The following is an 18,927-nucleotide window of genomic DNA, read 5'->3' on the forward strand; positions in this document are numbered from 1 at the left end:
CCTTTTTACAAAAAAGTAACTCTATAACCCTCTATCTCCATGGGGAATTTACGTTGGATACACAAACTCTCAATTTCAATAAGGTGCATTTTGTGACCAGCGCACCCGACATCCGCCACCTGCCAAATGATGGGGGTGTCGAGATCGCGTTTGCTGGCCGTTCCAACGCCGGTAAGTCATCTGCATTGAACACGTTAACCAAACACAAGAACCTGGCCCGAACCAGTAAAACCCCCGGCCGCACCCAGCTGATCAACCTGTTTGAGCTGGAACCGGGCAAACGTCTGGTCGACCTGCCGGGTTATGGTTATGCCCAGGTTCCACTGGAAATGAAACTCAAGTGGCAAAAGTCACTGGCAGAATACCTGCAGCGTCGTGAGTCATTGAAAGGGCTGGTAATCCTGATGGATATCCGTCATCCGCTCAAAGATACCGACATGAACATGCTGGAGTGGAGCGCTCATCGCGAACTGCCGGTTATGCTGCTGCTGACCAAGGCCGACAAGCTGAGCCCTGGCCCACGCAACAATCAGGTGATCAAGGTGCGCCAGGCCGTAGCCAGTCTGGGTTCCCAGATCCAGGTTGAAGCCTTCTCTTCCCTCAGCAATATCGGGGTAGAAAAACTGGCCCAGACCCTGACCAACTGGTATGTCGCCGGAGCCGATGACTCTCACATCGAAACAGATGAGCAAGAACCCGCCGGGGAGTGATCCACTCCTCGCTAGTCTCGCAATTGGCGGAGTCCCCCTCCGCTGATTGAAAGACTTTCAGATCCCTACAGTCCTCACAACCCAGCCCACACACCCGATATCACTCTTGGCAAGAGCGAGTTAGTGGTTGAAATTCATATAGATAGACAATTAATTCTCGAAAATAATTAACTTTTCATATTTCTGATATCGTTTTCATATCTGCCCCCACATCAGGGATGAAAATCACCAAAAACGACAAAAAATGAAATTTAATTACATCGCAAGCAGAGAAGGGATAAAAATGAGGCCGGACGACAGTTCTGCCATCCAGCCTTAAACAATAAGTTCAAAAATTGGGAAGAAGCTGAATCTCGAGCACCAGACGACCGGTGTACCTCAAGAATCGACCCCATTTTAGCAAACGCATCGACAAATTAAAGCTTTTACTCTAAATGCTGCACATAAAAAAACACCCCGACGAGAAACTCATCGGGGCCGCTATTCAGCCACATTCAATTACGTGAAATAAAAGGTCTGAAAGATAGAACATCTTACCTCTGTACCCTACGCAGACAACTGTACAGCAAAGCAGCAAAAAGTGAAAGTAATTTATGTAATTTAGTTTCACGAATTTTTGCTTTATAAAAAACACTTTTATTTCAAATAGATAAAAAAATCCCCAGTACGAATACCGGGGAGTTATAAAGGTGACTAGCTAGCACTTCCTCAACTATCAAGTTAGTCAGCAGAAAATCGATGAAGTTCCGCTGCAAAGGAAAAAAACTTTGAAAATCTACAGATAGATGGCGCCATCTTCAGCAAATGATTGTTCTTCAATGAGTTTTTCCGCAAAATCCTCAATATCAAAACGCACGCTTTCGAACGCTCGCAGGATGTCATCCTCTCGGCTCAGAGCCAGACCAGTCATCTTCTCCAACCGACGCAGGCTAATATAACAGTTGATCAGAGCCCCCATCTGCTGGGCAGGAAAATGCACCCGCATCTCCTGGGCCTGCCACTCCATCAGATCAGGAAACAGAATACCCTGGTTCATATCACCCCCAAGTTACGCTTCAACTCTCTCAATACCTGTTTAGTACCGGGACGGATTCCACGCCACACGGTAAACGCCTCGGCAGCCTGTTCGACCAGCATGCCGAGCCCATCCATGGTTTGACGGGCGCCATGTTGCTTGGCCCAACCAATGAAGGGGGTATCCGTTGCACCATACATCATGTCGTAGATGGCAATATCGGCGTGGATAAGACCGGGAGCCAGTGGCGGCAGCTCACCCTGCAGACTGGCCGATGTGGAGTTGATAACAAGATCGAAATGACCGGCCAGCTGTTCATACGTCAGGGCGCTGACACTACCCAGGTCGCGGAATTCGGCAGCCAGTTGTTCTGCCCGGGCGTGGGTACGGTTGACGATCACCACCTCGGCCGGATGTTCGGCCAGCAGTGGAGCCAGAGCACCTCGAGCGGCGCCTCCTGCCCCCAGCAGCAGGATCCGGCTGCCGGTCAATGTCACACCATGTGCCTTGAGATCCGCCACCAGCCCGGCACCATCGGTGTTATCGCCAAGCAGCACACCGTCATCGGTCAGTTTGATGGTATTGACTGCCCCCGCCCGTTTTGCCCTTGGGCTCAGCCGATCAACCAGCGCGAATGCCTGCTCCTTGAACGGCACGGTGACATTGCAACCCTTGCCGCCCCGATCAAAGAAGTCCCGCAGAGTGTTGGCAAATTCATCCACCGCAGGTTCGGCCAACCCGTACTCCAGCTCTTGCTGGGTCTGTCTGGCAAACAGGGTGTGAATGAACGGGGATTTACTGTGGCGCACCGGGTGGCCAAAAACCAGATAACGATCCATCAAACAGTTCCTTTATAGGGCAATCTCCCGATTTAACGGTTTTTCCCCTGCAGGAACAAGTCGAATATCGGCTAACAAAAAGGGGCCGTTATGGCCCCTTCGTTCACAACCACTCGCGTGGCTTGAGGTAATCAGTGTAGAGCAAGGCTTCCGGACTGCCTGCGGTCGGTTGCCAGTCATACTCCCAACGAGCCAGAGGCGGCATCGACATCAGGATCGACTCGGTACGGCCACCGGTTTGCAACCCGAACAGGGTGCCCCGATCGAACACCAGATTGAACTCCACATAACGTCCGCGACGATAGAGCTGGAACTCCCGCTCCCGCTCGCCATAGGCAAGACCTTTGCGCCTCTCGATAATCGGCAGATAGGCCGCAAGGTAACCGTTACCCACCGCCTGCATAAAGGCGAAGCACTCGGCAAAGGGCCAGCGATTCAGGTCGTCGAAGAAGAGGCCACCGACGCCGCGTGTCTCGTCCCGATGTTTGAGGAAGAAGTAGCGATCGCACCAGGATTTGAATTCCGGATAGATATCTGCGCCAAACGGCTGACAGAGGTCGTGAGAAACCTGATGCCAGTGGCGAACATCCTCTTCAAACGGATAGAAAGGAGTCAGGTCAAAACCACCGCCAAACCACCAGATGGGCTCTTCGCCCTCTTTCTCGGCAATGAAGAAACGGACGTTGGCGTGGCTGGTCGGCACATAGGGGTTGTGCGGATGGATCACCAGAGAGACCCCCATCGCCTCGAACTTGCGACCGGCCAGTTCGGGTCGATGAGCGGTGGCAGAAGCCGGCATGGCATCCCCATACACATGGGAGAAGTTGACCCCACCCTGCTCGATCACTGCACCATGGCGCAGCACGCGGGTACGCCCACCACCACGGCCTTCACGACTCCAGGCATCTTCCACAAAGTGTCCGCGGCCATCGGCCTGCTCCAGGCCACGGCAGATCTCGTCCTGCAACTGCAGCAGAAAGGCCTTGACCCGGGCCACATCCGGTTTGCTCATCTTGTCTCCAGCTCAGGCGGGATCTACAGAGTCCCGCTCATTTTTTATAGTGATATTACAGGCAGGCTAGCCCGCCGGCATGGCCGCAAAGCGGTCCGCCATTCAGGAAGGGCGGATAATTGCGCCGCTTCTGGCATCCTTGATTTCGGAGGGGTTGGCTTGTCCACCCACCTCACCCGGCAGGATATAGGCCAGCTTGCTTGCCAGCAGTTCGCCGATATCGGCCACGCGGCGAGCCGGCTCTTCGCCAGTCAGGTTGGCGCTGGTAGAGACCAGCGGCTTGCCAAAGGCCCGACACAGCCCTTGTACCTGCGGATGCGCCGTGACCCGCACTGCCAACGTATCGAACTGACCGGTCAGCCATGAGGGCGTGTCGGGCTTGGCAGGCATGATCCAGGTAAAAGGGCCTGGCCAGCTGGCCTCAACCCGAGCCAGCTGCTCTGCGGTGAGTTGACTCAGGTCGATATAATCAAGCAGTTGCCCCAGTTCGGCCGCAATCAGGATCAAGCCCTTCTCCACCGGGCGCTGCTTGATATCGAGCAGACGCTGCACGGCCAGTTCAGAATCCGGATCACAGCCCAGACCGAAGACAGCCTCGGTTGCATAGGCGATCACTCCTTCGCTCTTGAGCGCGGCAACCGCTTGTTCAAATTCGTTTTGCATCAGAAAAAATGCGGCAGTCCAGCTGCCGCCTCATCATTGGGTTGCTATCAACACAATGGCCACCGTTGCAAACCCGGCATCCCGGAGGGGAAGGTCGTGCAACTGGCGGCCACCTAGAAACTTACTTGAGCTGCGCCTGCAGGGCAGCATCTTTCGCCATCACCTCTTCGGCGCTCTTCTGGCGTTCGGCACGCACTCTTGCGGCCAGCTCGTCGTCAGCGACAGCCAGCAGCTGAGCTGCCAGATAACCGGCATTCTTGGCTCCCGCCTTGCCGATGGCAACCGTCGCTACCGGTACGCCGCCCGGCATCTGCACGGTAGAGAGCAGCGCATCCAGCCCTTTCAGCGGGCCACCATCGATGGGCACCCCGATCACGGGACGCGTGGTGATACCTGCAACTGCCCCTGCCAGATGGGCAGCCAGACCGGCAGCACAGATAAATACCTTACAGCCACGGGCCTCGGCATCGGTCACATACTGGTGGGTCGCAGCCGGAGTCCGGTGGGCTGAAGTCACTTTGACTTCCACTGTGATATCAAACGACTTGAGCACTTCAAGGGTGGCTTGCATCACGGGGAAATCAGAGTCAGAGCCCATCAGTACGGCAACAAAGGGTTTCTTCATGGTGGGAATTTCCTTACTCCAAGTGGGGGGTTGAAGTTCGCCGAAAACGTTTTAGTTCCGTTATGGCGGCGCGATTATACCCGCTCACTTTGATGGCCGCATTTCTTTTGCGGACAGACCCAGCGCAGCGTTCCCCGCACCTTTTTCTCCACCATGATGCCCCAGCCACACTGCGGGCAAGGCATGGGAACCGGCTTGTCATTAACCACATATTTGCAGTGTGGATAGCCGTCGCAGGAGTAAAACTGCTTGCCGTAGCGGGAGGTGCGGCTCACCAGGTGGCCCTTGCCACACTCCGGGCAGAGGATCTGGGTATCGTCGCTCTCCTGCAGGGATTCGATATGCTGGCAGGCCGGATAGTGAGTACAGCCGACAAACAGACCATAGCGCCCCTTCTTGATCGCCAGCGGCTGACCGCATTCGGGACAGGCAGAGCCATCGAGCACCTTCTCGATATCGCGGCCGGATGGCGTCAGAGAACGAATATAGTCACAGGCGGGGTAGGCAGAACAACCGAGAAAGGGGCCATGTTTGCCCTGACGGATCACCAGCTCGGCCCCGCACTGCGGGCACGGCTCGCGCTCGAAGGCATGTTCGTGGGCTGAAAAGAGGTGATGATCGATTTTTGACATGGGCCGCGCCTTGAAATCCAGATGGTCTGAATTCTACCAGCGCGGCACCGGACTGTCAGTGAATGACGCCGTCTGACTCGTCAAACACCAGCTCTTCCATCTGCTGGTAGGCATTTTCACTGCCCGGCACATTGAATAGCACCATCATGACGACCCACTTGAGGTCATCCAGCTCGATGTCCGGCTTATCCAGCTCGAGCAGGCGCTCGATGCAGATCTCGCGGGTCTCGGCGTTAAGTACCTGAGCCTGCTCCAGAAACAGCAGGAAACCGCGGCACTCGGTGCTGAGACGAGCCAGCTCTTGCGGAGCATAGATACGAATGGAGCCTTGCGCGCTGGCGGCTACATAGACCTCACGCTCGCTGTCATGCAGATTGGCCAGCCGCTCCAGCCAGGTCAGCGCCTTGTCGATCTCTTCCTTGTCAAAGCCGGCACGGCTCAGCTCGTCGGTGAGTTCATTCTGCTCGACCATCACATCTGCATCGCTGTGGATGTAGGTCTCGAAAAGGTACATCAATACATCAAACATGATTCACCCTCCTCGCTCTGACGTATCCACCGGCGACCGCCGTGACTGCTCCGGCCAGCTCCAGCTCTACCAACCTGCCTAATACCACTTCGACAGGAAGCTGGGCCCGCTCGGCGACGGTATCCACACTTGTGGTCTCGTAATCTACGTTATCCAACAAATCTGCATAAGGCAATTCGCTATTATGCGATTGCTCAGATGATACGACCGGTTCCGGCAACCGCACTGCCCATTCGGGCAGCTCTTCCACTATATCGGCCGCACTCAACACAAGTTTGGCCCCCTGCTGAATTAATTTATTGCACCCGGTTGCCTGCCCGTTTTGCGGCGCTCCGGGCACCGCAAATACCTCGCGGCCCTGCTCAAGCGCATAGCGCGCCGTAATGAGTGAACCACTCTGCTCGGTAGCCTCAACCACCAGAGTGCCAAGGGATAAACCACTGATGATACGGTTGCGGCGGGGAAAATGTTCAGCCAGCGGCCCTTTGTCCGGCGCCAGCTCGGAAATCAATACGCCGCCCCGCTCGAGTATTGCAGCAGCCAGCGCTTGATGACGTTTGGGATAGAGCTGATCCAGCCCTGACCCCAGCACAGCCAGGGTCATGCCTCCGGCGGCCAGGGCCTGCTGATGGCAGACACCATCGATGCCAAGCGCAAGACCCGAGGTAATTGCCAAGCCACAGCCAACCAGCTCGCAACAAAGACGGGCTGCATTATCCTTGCCGGCATAGGTTGGATGGCGGGTTCCCACCATTGCCAGCTGTGGAAGAGACAAAGCAGAAAGCTCGCCACGGCAGTAGAGCAGCAAGGGGGCGGCGGGGATCTCCCTGAGCAAGGGAGGGTAAGCGGGATGATCCTGCGGAAGTAGTGCATTGCCGGGCTGGGTCGCCCACATCAGGCTCTGCTCGACAACAGGTGATGGCCAGCGCAATTGGCGGATCTGTTCTGACGACAATCCCATCTGGTGCAACTGCGTTTCGTCACACTGAAACAGTTGCTGAATATCGCCGCCAACCCGCTCCAGCAGACGGGATGCCGTCACCGGGCCAATCCCGGTGACTGCATCCAGCGCGAGCCAAAGTGCAAGGCGATCGTCAGGATAGTGCACGGTCAGAAGTGAGTTACCTGATAACCAGTACTCACCATGTCCTTGCTCTGCATGATGAGGCCGTAACTCAGCTTGTCATACACTTTGAACAGCATGACCCGGGCAATCGCTTCGGAAGGCAGTGGCGCCTTTTTGTTGCTGCTGTAAAACACCTTGTTGTAGACCGACGAGAGCTCTTTGTACTGGACGGTACCATTCTTGGTGACCAGCGCAGCACCGGGACGGCGGATGTCGAGCACATCGCCCGCCGACAGCAGATCCCGACTCCCCTTGTTGATGAGCACCACATCGAACTTGCCGCCGCCTCGAGCCTTGCTGGGCAGGTCGACGATATAGCCCGGCTGGATGGCAGGTGCCGCCTTGGGCATGAATACGGCAGGCATGCTCTCCTGCTCGGGTAGCGGCATCACCTTGTCACCCTGCAACACCTCCCTCTGGTTGTGGGTCAGAGTCACTTCGGTGCGATCACCATCCAGGCGCGCCACCGCTCGAACGATACCGGTGAGCACGGCCTCTTGCCCAAGCAGCTCGCCCGTATCGCGATCCTTGTAGATTGCACCGGGATGGTACACGCCATACACCTGGCCCGGGGTCAAAGCCCCCTGGACATAGAGGGTGTCCCCCTCCAGCATGCCGATATGTTTTTCATCCGACCCCAGCAGATAAGGCAGTTTCTTCCCCTGCTGAGCGTTGGCAAGAATATGGTCGGTCTGCAAAAACGGGCCAATCTCGCTGATAGGAAGGGTGGGAATGGGATTGGCTTTGCTCTCATAGCGGTTTTTCGGGCTCAGGCGGATGACCTGCTTGCCCCCTTGCATCGCCTTGCCAAGGCGGGGTTCGCCATTGACCCAGCTCAGTTGCAGCACGTCACCCGGGTAGATCCAGTGGGGATTGGCAATCTGCGGATTGATATTCCAGAGACGGGGCCAGAGCCAGGGCTCGGAGAGATACTTGCCGGAGATGTCCCACAATGTGTCGCCTTTTTGCACGACATAGCTCTCGGGATAGCCGGCTTTAAGCTTCAGCTGGCCGGCCAGCAGAGTCGGGCTCGCGGCAACCAGCAGACAGGCCAGGATGGTTCGCTTCAGATACATAACACTCCCTGTTACTTCTGCGCGCAAAGTGTTGCTGTTTTTTGTCGGCGTAAATGACTAGAATTACGCCAATATTGACTGCATTTATACGAAACTAAAGAAAAAACTATGGCCATTCTAGATGTATTGCGTTTTCCCGATGAGCGCTTGCGCACCGTCGCAGCCCCTGTCGAGACCTTTACACCCGAGTTACAGCAAATTGTAGATGATATGTTCGAAACCATGTACGCAGAGGAAGGCATCGGCCTGGCTGCAACACAGGTGGACATTCATCAGCGCATCATAGTGATCGATGTCTCTGAAAACCGTGAAGACCCTCTGGTATTGATCAATCCGGAAGTCATCTCCCAGTGCGGCAGCACCGGCATCGAGGAGGGTTGCCTCTCCGTGCCCGGCAGCCGAGCTCTGGTGCCGCGCGCCGAACAGATCAAGATCCGCGCGCTGGATCGCCACGGCAAGCCGTTTGAACTGGAAACGGACGACCTGCTCGCCATCTGCATCCAGCACGAGATGGACCACCTGATGGGCAAGCTGTTTGTGGATTACCTGTCCCCGCTCAAGCGCCAGCGCATTCGCCAGAAGCTGGAGAAGATGGCCCGTGAAGATCGCAAAGCCCTCTGAGGATCTGCCCCGTTGAATAAGTTGAAACTGATTTTTGCCGGTACTCCCGACTTCGCCGCCCGTCACCTGGCGGCGTTGTTGTCTTCCGACCACGAGGTCGTCGCCGTTTATACCCAGCCGGACAAGCCCGCCGGTCGCGGCCAGAAGCTCACCGCCAGCCCGGTCAAAGAGCTGGCGCTGGCCCATTATCTGCCAGTTTATCAACCGGCTAGCCTGCGCAAGGAAGAGGCGCAAGCCGAGCTGGCAGCCCTTGGCGCCGATCTAATGGTCGTCGTGGCCTATGGCCTGATCCTGCCCAAAGCGGTGCTCGATACCCCGCGTCTGGGTTGCATCAACGTCCATGGCTCCCTGCTGCCACGCTGGCGCGGTGCCGCACCGATCCAGCGCTCCATCTGGGCGGGCGATGCCGAAACCGGCGTCACCATCATGCAGATGGATGTGGGGCTGGATACCGGCGCCATGATCCGCAAAGTGACCTGCCCAATCGCCGCCGACGAGACCTCCGCCAGCCTCTATGACAAACTGGCCGAGCTGGGCCCGCAGGCACTGGTCGACACCATCGACGCCATGGCCGCCGGCGACACCGCGGCCGAAGTGCAGGATGATGCGCTGGCCAACTACGCCGAGAAGCTCTCCAAGGAAGAGGCCCGCATCGACTGGTCGATGGACGCCGTCGCCATCGAGCGCTGCATCCGCGCCTTCAATCCCTGGCCCATCAGCTGGTTCGAAGTGGCTGGCCAGACCGTCAAGGTATGGCAAGCCGCCGTCATCGACAGCGACCATGGCCAGCGCGCCGGAACCCTGCTCAAGGCTGACAAGCAGGGGATCGATATCGCCACCGGCAAAGGGGTACTGCGCCTGCTGACCCTGCAGCCGCCCGGCAAGAAGGCGATGTCCGTGACGGACCTGCTCAACTCTCGCCGCGACTGGTTTGAACCCGGCACGCAATTGAATTGAACTGGATTGAATTGACACAAGCGGGGCTCAGGCCCCGACTTGCGCATCTAAGGTAACACTATGAAAACACGCGCACAGGCTGCTCTCGTTATTCAACAGGTGCTGGATCAGGGCCAGTCCCTCTCCGCCGTTCTGCCTGCTGCCCAGGAGAAGGTTGCGCCCCGCGATCGCGCCCTCCTGCAAGAACTCTGCTACGGTACCCTGCGCTGGCTGCCCCGCCTCGATGCAGCGGTCGGCGAGATGATGGACAAGCCGCTCAAGAACAAGAGCCGCATCTTCCACTACCTCATTCTGGTCGGCCTCTACCAGCTCATCTACACCCGCATTCCGGCTCACGCCGCGGTGGCCGAGACCGTCAACGCAGTCAAACTGCTCAAGGGCACCTCCCTGCGTGGCCTCATCAACGGCGTGCTGCGCAACTTCCAGCGCAGCGCCGAAGTGATTCTGCTGCGTATCGACCGCGTGCCGAGCGTGCGCCTCGGTCACCCCGAGTGGCTCACCAAGCGCCTGCGTCAGGCTTATCCCGACGAGTGGGAGTTCATCATGGAGGCGAACAACCAGCGCCCCCCCATGTGGATCCGCAACAACAGCCAGCGCCAGAGCCGCGAGCAGATGCTGGCCCGCATGGCCGAAGCCGGCATCAATGCGGTGGCCGGTGAAGAGGGCGAGGATTGCATCCTGCTGGAGCGTCCCTGCGATGTGACCAAGCTGCCCGGCTTCGAAGTCGGTGACTGCTCGGTACAGGATGGTGCAGCACAACAGGCTGCCGCCCTGCTCGACCCGCAACCGGGTGAGTGGGTGCTGGATGCCTGCGCCGCCCCCGGCGGCAAGACCGCCCACCTGCTGGAGCGTCAACCCAAGCTGGCCGGCGTGGTCGCCGTCGATGCCGACGAGAACCGCCTCAAGCGGGTGCAGGAGAACCTGGATCGCATCGGCCTGACCGCCAAAGTGATCCATGGCGATGCCGCGGCGCCGGAACAGTGGTGGCCGGAGGGCCAGTTCGACCGCATCCTGCTGGATGCCCCCTGCTCCGCCACCGGCGTTATCCGTCGCCACCCCGACATCAAATGGTTGCGCCGCGATCAGGACATCCGTGAGCTGGCCGAGCTGCAACGCCGCATTCTGAACGCCCTCTGGGGCAAGCTGAAGAGCGGCGGCACCCTGCTTTACGCCACCTGCTCCGTCCTGCCGGAAGAGAACCGCGAACAGATCCGCGCCTTCCTTGCCGCGACCAAAGATGCCAAATTGGTACCGTTGCACGAACAGGACACCCCGGATTGCCCGGGTCGCCAGTTCCTGCCGGGTGAAGCCGAGATGGATGGCTTCTACTACGCCAAGCTGGTCAAGCTGTGACGCTGACATGCTTCTTCCGGGGCAATCGCCATGCTGGCGGAATGCCCCTTTACTGCCTCAACGTGAGTAGACGTTCCCTATGAAAATCATCATTTTGGGAGCCGGCCAGGTCGGCGGCACTCTGGCCGAGAACCTGGCCGGAGAGAACAACGACATCACCATCGTCGATACCGACAGTGAGCGCCTGCGCGAACTGCAGGACAAGTTTGACCTGCGGGTGGTCAACGGCCATGGCGCTCACCCCAAGGTGCTGCGCGAAGCGGGCGCCCAGGATGCCGACATGCTGGTCGCCGTCACCAACAGTGACGAGACCAACATGATCGCCTGTCAGGTCGCCTACTCCCTGTTCAACACCCCGAACAAGGTGGCGCGGATCCGTTCGCCCGCCTATCTGACCGAGCGGGATCGCCTGTTCCTGCCGGAATCGGTGCCGGTGGATCACCTGATCGCACCGGAGCAGCTGGTGACCGACTATGTACGTCGCCTGATCGAGTATCCGGGTGCCCTGCAAGTGGTTGATTTCGCAGGTGGCCGCGTCGGTCTGGTGGCGGTCAAGGCCTACTACGGCGGCCCGCTGGTTGGCAATGCGCTCTCCACCCTGCGCGAGCACATGCCCAACATCGAGACCCGGGTAGCGGCCATCTTCCGTCAGGGCCGCCCGATCCGTCCGCAAGGCACCACCATCATCGAAGCGGATGACGAGGTGTTCTTCGTTGCCGCGGCAGGCCATATCCGCGCCGTGATGTCGGAGCTGCAGCGCCTCGAGAGCCCCTACCGTCGCATCATGATCGTCGGTGGTGGCAACATCGGTGCAGGTCTCGCCCGCCAGCTGGAGAAGCGCTACAGCGTCAAGCTTATCGAGCGCAACCAGAAGCGGGCGGAGCAGCTCTCCGAACTGCTGGAGAACACCATCGTCTTCTGCGGCGATGCGGCGGATCAGGAGCTGCTGGCCGAGGAGCACATCGACCAGATCGATGTCTTCATCGCCGTCACCAACGAGGATGAGGCCAACATCATGTCGGCGCTGCTTGCCAAGAAGATGGGGGCCAAGAAAACCATGGTGCTGATCCAGCGCGGCGCCTACGTCGACCTGGTGCAGGGCGGTTCCATCGATATCGCCATCTCGCCGCAGCAGGCCACCATCTCGGCCCTGCTGACCCACGTGCGCCGGGCCGATATCGCCAACGTCTACAGTCTGCGCCGCGGCGCTGCCGAGGCGATTGAGGCGATTGCCCACGGCGACGAGAACACCTCCAAGGTGGTCGGCAAGACGGTAGGCGAGCTCAAGCTGCCGCCGGGCACCACCATAGGTGCCGTAGTGCGCGGGGATGAGGTGCTGATCGCTCACGACCGCACCAGGATCCAGCAGGATGACCACGTGGTCATGTTCCTGGTGGACAAGAAGTACATCCCGGAAGTGGAACGGCTGTTCCAGCCCAGCCCCTTCTTCCTGTAACGGGCCCATGGCCACTCACTGTCACGCCAGACCCGGCTCAGCCCCACCAGGGGGATGCTCCGGGTCTTTTTTCAATCACCGACCAGGTTATCGAACATGATCAAGCTGCGTCCCATCATCTTTACTCTCGGGCTGGTGCTCTCCAAGCTGGCGCTCTTCATGTGGCTGCCGACCCTGCTGGCTCTGCTGACCGGCTCCGAGGGGTTCGTCGAGTTTCTCAAATCGGTGCTCATCACCCACGGCGCCGCCCTGCTCTGCCTCCATTACGGGCGCAAGGCGGAGTTTCATCTGGGGGTGCGGGAGATGTTCCTGCTCACCACCTCGGTCTGGGTGGTGGCCTGTATCTTCGGGGCGCTGCCCTTTGTCTTCATCACCCACATCAACTTTACCGACGCCTACTTCGAGACCATGTCGGGGGTGACCACCACCGGCTCTACCGTGCTCTCCGGCCTCGACAACATGGCCCACAGCATCCTGCTGTGGCGTTCCATCCTGCAGTGGCTGGGCGGGGTCGGCTTTATCGTAATGGCGGTAGCTGTGCTGCCCTACCTCAACGTCGGCGGCATGAAGCTGTTCCAGACCGAGAGCTCGGACTGGTCGGATAAAAGTGCGCCACGGGCCAAGACGGTGGCCAACAACATAGTGCTGGTCTATCTGGTGCTCTCCATGCTCTGCATGATGGCCTACTGGGCCAGCGGCATGACGCTGTTCGAGGCGATCAACCACTCGATGACCACCCTCAGTACCGGCGGCTACTCCACCTCCGATCAATCCATGTCCCACTTCTCCAACTCGGCACACTGGATTGGCACCCTGTTCATGTTCCTTGGTGGCCTGCCCTTCCTGCTTTACGTGCAGAGCCTCAACCACCGGGATTACAGCCTGTTCAAGGATGCCCAGGTGCGCGGCTTCTTCTGGCTGGTGGTCTGGGTCACCGCCATCATGACCTTCTACCTGTGGGAGCGGAACCTGTTCGACTTCTGGGATGCCCTGCGCATCAGCTGCTTCAACATCGTTTCGGTGCTTACCACCACGGGCTTTGGCCTCGGTGACTTCGGTACCTGGGGGCCGCTGGCCAGCATCACCTTCATCGTGCTGCTGGCGCTTGGCGCCTGCTCGGGCTCGACTGCGGGCGGCCTCAAGATCTTCCGGGTACAGGTGGCCTTTGCCCTGTTCAAGAAGCAGATGCGCCAGCTGATGCACCCCTCCGGCGTATTTCCCCAGAAGTACAACGGCCGGACGGTCAACGACGCCATCATCCGCTCGATGATCTCCTTCGTGCTGGCCTACTTCGCCATCATTCTGGTGATCGCGGCGCTGCTGGCCGCCATCGGGCTCGACCCCCTCACCTCCATCTCCAGTTCCATCACTGCGGTTGCCAACGTGGGGCCGGGGATGGGGCCGGTGGTCGGCCCCAGCACCAACTTTGCCAGCCTGCCCGACTCGGCCAAGTGGCTGCTGTCGTTCGGCATGCTGCTGGGACGGCTGGAGATCCTGACGGTCGCAGTACTCTTCTTCCCCTCGTTCTGGCGCCAGTAACGCGCAAGTAGCGACGCCCTCCACCGGTTGATAACACGCGGTGGAGGGCGTCGTTTTTTATGCCCCTGATCGGGCACCGCCCTGTAACGGCTTGGCATGAGCCACAGAGTGCTTCAGGCAGCCCACTTTGCTCACATAAGGTAAAGCTGGGTCATTAAGACAAAATCCATAAATTAAATTTATAGCGATTGCTTTGGCTCACCCATAAGAGCCCGCCCCTGCCAACAGGCCCGGTAAGACCATCTTCCGATCTGCAGAGCCCAGCCTCCAGAACACGCCCTCTGCATCGAGCCATAGCAAGCCAAACGCCCATTGAAAGCCTGTCACGCCCGGCAGCAGCGCTTATCCACAAGGCAAGGTGCAACCGTTCAGCCCAGCCCAACGCAGATAAAAAAAGGCCCAAACCTGAGGTTTGGGCCTTTCTATCAGCGAATCGTCAGCAACCGCGAGGGCTACCGAGACTCAGCACATGGGATTAACCACGGCCAGAGCGCTTGCGATCCAGCTCGGTCAGCAGCTTCTTACGGATACGGATGCTCTTCGGAGTCACTTCTACCAGTTCATCGTTGTCGATGAACTCGAGAGCCTGTTCCAGAGTCATGCGGATCGGCGGGGTCAGCACCTGAGCTTCGTCGGTACCGGAGGCACGCATGTTGGTCAGCTGCTTGCCTTTCAGGCAGTTAACAGTCAGGTCGTTGGAACGGGAGTGGATACCGATCACCTGGCCTTCGTACACTTCGGTCGCGTGACCGATGAACAGACGACCGCGGTCTTGCAGACCGAACAGGGCGTAAGTCAGTGCCTTACCGGTAGCGTTGGAGATCAGCACGCCGTTCTGACGCTCACCGATGCTACCACCCTTGTGCGGACCGTAGTGGTCGAAGGTGTGGTACAGCAGACCGGTACCGGAAGTCATGGTCATGAACTCGGTCTGGAAGCCGATCAGGCCACGGCTCGGGATCATGAAGTCCAGACGGACACGACCCTTGCCATCCGGGGTCATGTTGGTCATTTCGCCCTTACGCAGACCCAGCTGCTCCATCACGGAACCCTGGTGCGCTTCTTCCACGTCCACAGTTACGGTTTCGAACGGTTCTTGCAGTTCGCCGTCAACGGTACGCAGGATTACTTCCGGACGGGATACCGCCAGCTCGTAACCTTCGCGACGCATGTTTTCGATCAGGATGGAGAGGTGCAGTTCACCACGACCGGATACGCGGAACTTGTCCGGATCGTCGGTCTCTTCCACGCGCAGGGCCACGTTGTGGACCAGCTCCTGGTTCAGACGCTCCAGAATGTTGCGGGAGGTCACGAACTTGCCCTCTTTACCGGCGAACGGTGAGGTGTTGACCTGGAAGGTCATGTTCACGGTCGGCTCGTCAACGGAGAGCGGCGGCAGCGCTTCAACAGCACCGTTGTCGCAGATGGTGTCGGAGATCTTCAGCTCGCCCAGACCGGTGATGGCGATGATGTCGCCAGCTTGCGCATCGGCAACTTCGGTACGGGACAGGCCCAGATAGCCCAGCACCTGACCGACTTTACCGTTGCGGGTCTTGCCGTCGGCACCAACGATGGTGACCTGCTGGTTGGTCTTGACGCGACCACGAGTGATACGGCCGATACCGATAACGCCCACATAGGAGTTGTAGTCCAGCTGGGAGATCTGCATCTGGAACGCGCCTTCGGTGTCAGCTTTCGGGGCTTCCACGTTGTCGACGATGGCCTGGAACAGCGGCTCCATGTTCTCGGACTCGACGTCCTGATCCATGGTGGCCCAACCGTTCAGTGCAGAGGCGTAAACCACTTTGAAGTCCAGCTGTTCGTCAGTCGCGCCCAGGTTGTCGAACAGGTCAAATACCTGATCCATTACCCAGTCAGGACGAGCACCCGGACGGTCAACCTTGTTGATGACCACGATCGGCTTCAGACCCTGAGCGAACGCTTTCTGGGTCACGAAACGGGTTTGCGGCATCGGGCCGTCAACGGCGTCAACCAGCAGCAGCACGGAGTCAACCATGGACAGTACGCGCTCAACTTCACCACCGAAGTCGGCGTGACCCGGGGTATCAACGATGTTGATGCGGTAGTCATTCCAGCGGATCGCAGTGTTCTTGGCGAGAATGGTGATGCCACGTTCCCGTTCCAGATCATTGGAGTCCATGATCCGTTCCTGGCCTTCCGTGGAGCGGTCCAGGGTACCGGACTGCTGCAGCAGTTTGTCCACCAGCGTCGTTTTGCCGTGGTCAACGTGCGCAATAATCGCAATATTGCGTAAATTCTCTAACATTCTCGCCTCAATCACCGGGTAAAATTGGGCGCTAATTGTACTCTTGCCTTTGTGATCTGCCTAGCAGAATTGCAGTACATTCGCGCATGACAACGGATCTGGATCATAGACCTCGTCTGTAAAGCCTGCTTATATGGGGTGCGACCGCATCTTGCGCACTATTTCAGTGCACCAAAACGATCCGCGGTCGCACTATTTTGATGCAACACCAGTCGAGATTGCCTGCTTTTGGGGAACCACCGAGACGGGATTGCCCTGAAATCAGGCTGTCACAAACTTGGCACGATACTGGCTTATGTGAATACGACGACGCATTCACCCAGAGAGTTTTAACACCGGAGGTTATTTAGCATGTCAGTCCAGAACGTTTTGGCCCTGATCCAGGAACACGAAGTCAAGTTTGTTGATCTGCGCTTTACCGACACCAAGGGCAAAGAGCAGCACGTATCCATCCCTGCCCATCAGGTTGATGAAGATTTCTTCGAAGACGGCAAGATGTTCGACGGCTCCTCCATCGGTGGCTGGAAAGGCATCAACGAATCCGACATGGTACTGATGCCGGATGCCGCCTCAGCCAAGCTGGATCCCTTCACCGAAGAGACCACTCTGAACATCGTGTGTGACGTGCTGGAGCCTGCCACCATGCAGGGCTACGACCGCGACCCGCGCTCCATCGCCAAGCGCGCCGAAGATTTCCTGAAGTCCAGCGGTATCGCTGACACCGTGCTGTTCGGGCCGGAGCCGGAATTCTTCATGTTCGACAACATCACCTTCTCCAACACCATGGGCCACAGCTTCGTGAAGATCGAATCCGAAGAAGCTGCATGGAACTCCGGTACTGCCTATGAGCATGGCAACAAGGGACACCGTCCGTTCGTGAAAGGCGGTTACTTCCCGGTTGCGCCGGTTGACTCCTCCCAGGACATCCGTGCCGCCATGTGTCTGGTGCTGGAAGAGATGGGCCAGGTTGTTGAAGCTCACCACCACGAAGTGGCGACTGCCGGTCAGAACGAGATCGCGACCCGCTTCAATACTCTGACCCTGAAAGCGGACGAAGTGCAGGTGCTGAAGTACGTGATCCACAACGTGGCCCACGCCTACAACAAGACCGTCACCTTCATGCCGAAACCCATGTTCGGAGACAACGGCTCCGGCATGCACTGCCACCAGTCTCTGGCCAAGAACGGCGTCAACCTGTTCGCCGGCGACCTGTATGGCGGTCTGTCCGAGATGGCGCTGCACTATATCGGCGGTATCATCAAGCACGCCAAGGCCATCAACGCCTTCGCCAACCCGACCACCAACTCCTACAAGCGTCTGGTTCCGGGTTATGAAGCACCGGTCATGCTGGCCTACTCTGCCCGCAACCGCTCTGCCTCCATCCGTATCCCGGTGGTACCGAGCCCGAAAGCCCGTCGTATCGAAGTGCGCTTCCCGGATCCGGCAGCCAACCCGTACCTGGCCTTCGCGGCCCAGCTGATGGCCGGTCTGGACGGTATCATCAACAAGATCCATCCGGGCGATGCCATGGACAAGAACCTGTACGACCTGCCGCCGGAAGAGGCTGCAGAAGTACCGACCGTTGCCGGCTCTCTGGACGAAGCACTGGCAGCTCTGGATGCTGACCGCGAGTTCCTGACCCGTGGCGGCGTGTTCAGCGATGACTTCATCAACTCCTACCTGGAACTGAAACAGCAGGATGTTGACCGTGTGCGCATGACCCCGCACCCGCTGGAGTTCGAGCTGTACTACTCCGTCTAAGCCGGAAACAGCTGTCCGGTTAATCGGACCAGCTTGCCCAATCGTGACAAAACCCGCCATCTGGCGGGTTTTTTCTCTGATAGGATTAAGCAAGATACCGTCAAGGAGAGATGGATGAACAACAAGTATGGCATCGGGCTTGTCGCCCTCCTGTTGCTGACCTCGTTTGGTACGCATGCCGCCAAGGTCTACTCCTGGGTCGATGGCAATGGCGTCACCCACTACACGGATGCCCCTCCTCCCGGCAAGAAGGTAAAGGAAGTCGATCTGCGCACGGCCCCCTTCTTAAGCGGAGCCCCCCGTTCGGTACAGGTAGAGAACTTCAACTCCCTGACCGGTGTCGATGCCAGCAAGAAGAAAGAGGCAGCCAAACTGGTAATCGCCCTGCTTTCACCGGAACAGGGCAGCACCCTGCGCGACAACACCGGCAATATCGTCTTTCAGGGCCAGATCAGCCCCAAACCACCCACCCAGTATGATGTCCGGCTGACACTGGATGGCAAAGCGGCTCCCCTTGTCAGCAACAGCCTCTCGATCCGGATCGAAAACGTCGATCGTGGCGCCCACGAAGCCCAGCTAGAACTGCTCGCCAAAGACGGTACGATCCTTGCTAAATCGACTCCAGTCACCTTTTACCTGCATAGAGCAAGCGTGGATCCGGCTCCCAAACCCACCCCCAAAGCCAACCAGGGGTGATATAGCGCACCGATGCGGGTAAACTCAATG

The 18,927-nt window shown here is 58.3% G+C and carries 18 protein-coding genes; 8 read left to right on the forward strand and 10 right to left on the reverse strand.

The window, feature by feature from the left end:
• The first annotated feature begins 53 nt into the window (after positions 1-53).
• A complete protein-coding gene (gene yihA / locus I6L40_RS01230; RefSeq protein WP_042031917.1) occupies positions 54-710 on the forward strand; it encodes a ribosome biogenesis GTP-binding protein YihA/YsxC in 657 nt (218 codons plus the stop codon).
• A 775-nt stretch (positions 711-1,485) separates the two neighbouring features.
• Here the strand turns inward: yihA and I6L40_RS01235 are convergent.
• The 9 genes from I6L40_RS01235 to I6L40_RS01275 form a co-directional block, all read right to left on the reverse strand.
• Entirely contained in the window at positions 1,486-1,746 is a 261-nt protein-coding gene (locus I6L40_RS01235) for a DUF1488 domain-containing protein (protein ID WP_041209509.1), read from the reverse strand.
• Entirely contained in the window at positions 1,743-2,564 is an 822-nt protein-coding gene (gene aroE, locus I6L40_RS01240; protein ID WP_071913761.1) for a shikimate dehydrogenase, read from the reverse strand. The genes I6L40_RS01235 and aroE overlap by 4 nt, the downstream gene beginning before the upstream one ends.
• 103 nt (positions 2,565-2,667) lie before the next feature.
• Positions 2,668-3,576, reverse strand: a complete 909-nt coding sequence (gene hemF / locus I6L40_RS01245; RefSeq protein WP_071913758.1) for an oxygen-dependent coproporphyrinogen oxidase — start codon at positions 3,574-3,576, stop codon at positions 2,668-2,670.
• 102 nt (positions 3,577-3,678) lie between these two features.
• A complete protein-coding gene (locus tag I6L40_RS01250; RefSeq protein WP_071913756.1) occupies positions 3,679-4,239 on the reverse strand; it encodes a Sua5/YciO/YrdC/YwlC family protein in 561 nt (186 codons plus the stop codon).
• A gap of 121 nt (positions 4,240-4,360) precedes the next feature.
• A complete protein-coding gene (gene purE, locus I6L40_RS01255; protein ID WP_033114778.1) occupies positions 4,361-4,864 on the reverse strand; it encodes a 5-(carboxyamino)imidazole ribonucleotide mutase in 504 nt (167 codons plus the stop codon).
• 74 nt (positions 4,865-4,938) lie between these two features.
• Positions 4,939-5,496, reverse strand: a complete 558-nt coding sequence (locus I6L40_RS01260; protein WP_071913754.1) for a type I DNA topoisomerase — start codon at positions 5,494-5,496, stop codon at positions 4,939-4,941.
• 55 nt (positions 5,497-5,551) lie between these two features.
• Positions 5,552-6,025, reverse strand: a complete 474-nt coding sequence (locus tag I6L40_RS01265; protein WP_071913751.1) for a DUF494 family protein — start codon at positions 6,023-6,025, stop codon at positions 5,552-5,554.
• Entirely contained in the window at positions 6,018-7,133 is a 1,116-nt protein-coding gene (gene dprA, locus I6L40_RS01270; RefSeq protein WP_216994884.1) for a DNA-processing protein DprA, read from the reverse strand. Before dprA ends, I6L40_RS01265 begins: the two co-directional genes overlap by 8 nt.
• A 2-nt stretch (positions 7,134-7,135) precedes the next feature.
• Positions 7,136-8,227, reverse strand: coding sequence for a LysM peptidoglycan-binding domain-containing protein (locus tag I6L40_RS01275; protein WP_071913746.1), 1,092 nt, complete (start codon positions 8,225-8,227; stop codon positions 7,136-7,138).
• Between the two features lie 108 nt (positions 8,228-8,335).
• Between I6L40_RS01275 and def the strand changes: the two genes are divergently transcribed.
• From def to I6L40_RS01300, 5 genes are all read left to right on the forward strand, one after another.
• Positions 8,336-8,848: a peptide deformylase gene (gene def, locus I6L40_RS01280; RefSeq protein WP_041209500.1), complete on the forward strand. Its 513-nt coding sequence runs from the start codon at positions 8,336-8,338 to the stop codon at positions 8,846-8,848.
• 12 nt (positions 8,849-8,860) lie between these two features.
• Positions 8,861-9,805: a methionyl-tRNA formyltransferase gene (gene fmt / locus I6L40_RS01285; protein WP_071913744.1), complete on the forward strand. Its 945-nt coding sequence runs from the start codon at positions 8,861-8,863 to the stop codon at positions 9,803-9,805.
• Between the two features lie 60 nt (positions 9,806-9,865).
• Complete coding sequence (gene rsmB, locus I6L40_RS01290; RefSeq protein ID WP_041209498.1) at positions 9,866-11,158, forward strand: 16S rRNA (cytosine(967)-C(5))-methyltransferase RsmB; 1,293 nt, start codon at positions 9,866-9,868, stop codon at positions 11,156-11,158.
• Positions 11,159-11,237: 79 nt separating this feature from the next.
• Entirely contained in the window at positions 11,238-12,614 is a 1,377-nt protein-coding gene (gene trkA / locus I6L40_RS01295; protein ID WP_033114770.1) for a Trk system potassium transporter TrkA, read from the forward strand.
• Positions 12,615-12,710: 96 nt separating this feature from the next.
• Entirely contained in the window at positions 12,711-14,153 is a 1,443-nt protein-coding gene (locus I6L40_RS01300) for a TrkH family potassium uptake protein (protein WP_041209496.1), read from the forward strand.
• 475 nt (positions 14,154-14,628) lie between these two features.
• Here I6L40_RS01300 and typA read toward each other — a convergent pair whose 3' ends face one another.
• Positions 14,629-16,440, reverse strand: a complete 1,812-nt coding sequence (typA, locus tag I6L40_RS01305) for a translational GTPase TypA (protein WP_041209495.1) — start codon at positions 16,438-16,440, stop codon at positions 14,629-14,631.
• A gap of 351 nt (positions 16,441-16,791) precedes the next feature.
• On the opposite strand from typA, the gene glnA reads away from it, so the two are divergent.
• Together glnA and I6L40_RS01315 are read left to right on the forward strand one after the other, a co-directional pair.
• The gene (gene glnA / locus I6L40_RS01310) at positions 16,792-18,201 is read left to right on the forward strand and encodes a glutamate--ammonia ligase (protein ID WP_041209494.1); all 1,410 of its coding nucleotides are present in this window, start codon (positions 16,792-16,794) and stop codon (positions 18,199-18,201) included.
• A 114-nt stretch (positions 18,202-18,315) separates the two neighbouring features.
• On the forward strand, positions 18,316-18,897 hold the full coding sequence (locus tag I6L40_RS01315) for a DUF4124 domain-containing protein (RefSeq protein WP_071913742.1): 582 nt from the start codon (positions 18,316-18,318) through the stop codon (positions 18,895-18,897).
• The last annotated feature ends 30 nt before the right edge of the window (positions 18,898-18,927 follow it).

The organism is Aeromonas sp. FDAARGOS 1410 (assembly GCF_019048745.1).
GTDB classification, from domain to species: Bacteria; Pseudomonadota; Gammaproteobacteria; order Enterobacterales; family Aeromonadaceae; genus Aeromonas; species Aeromonas jandaei.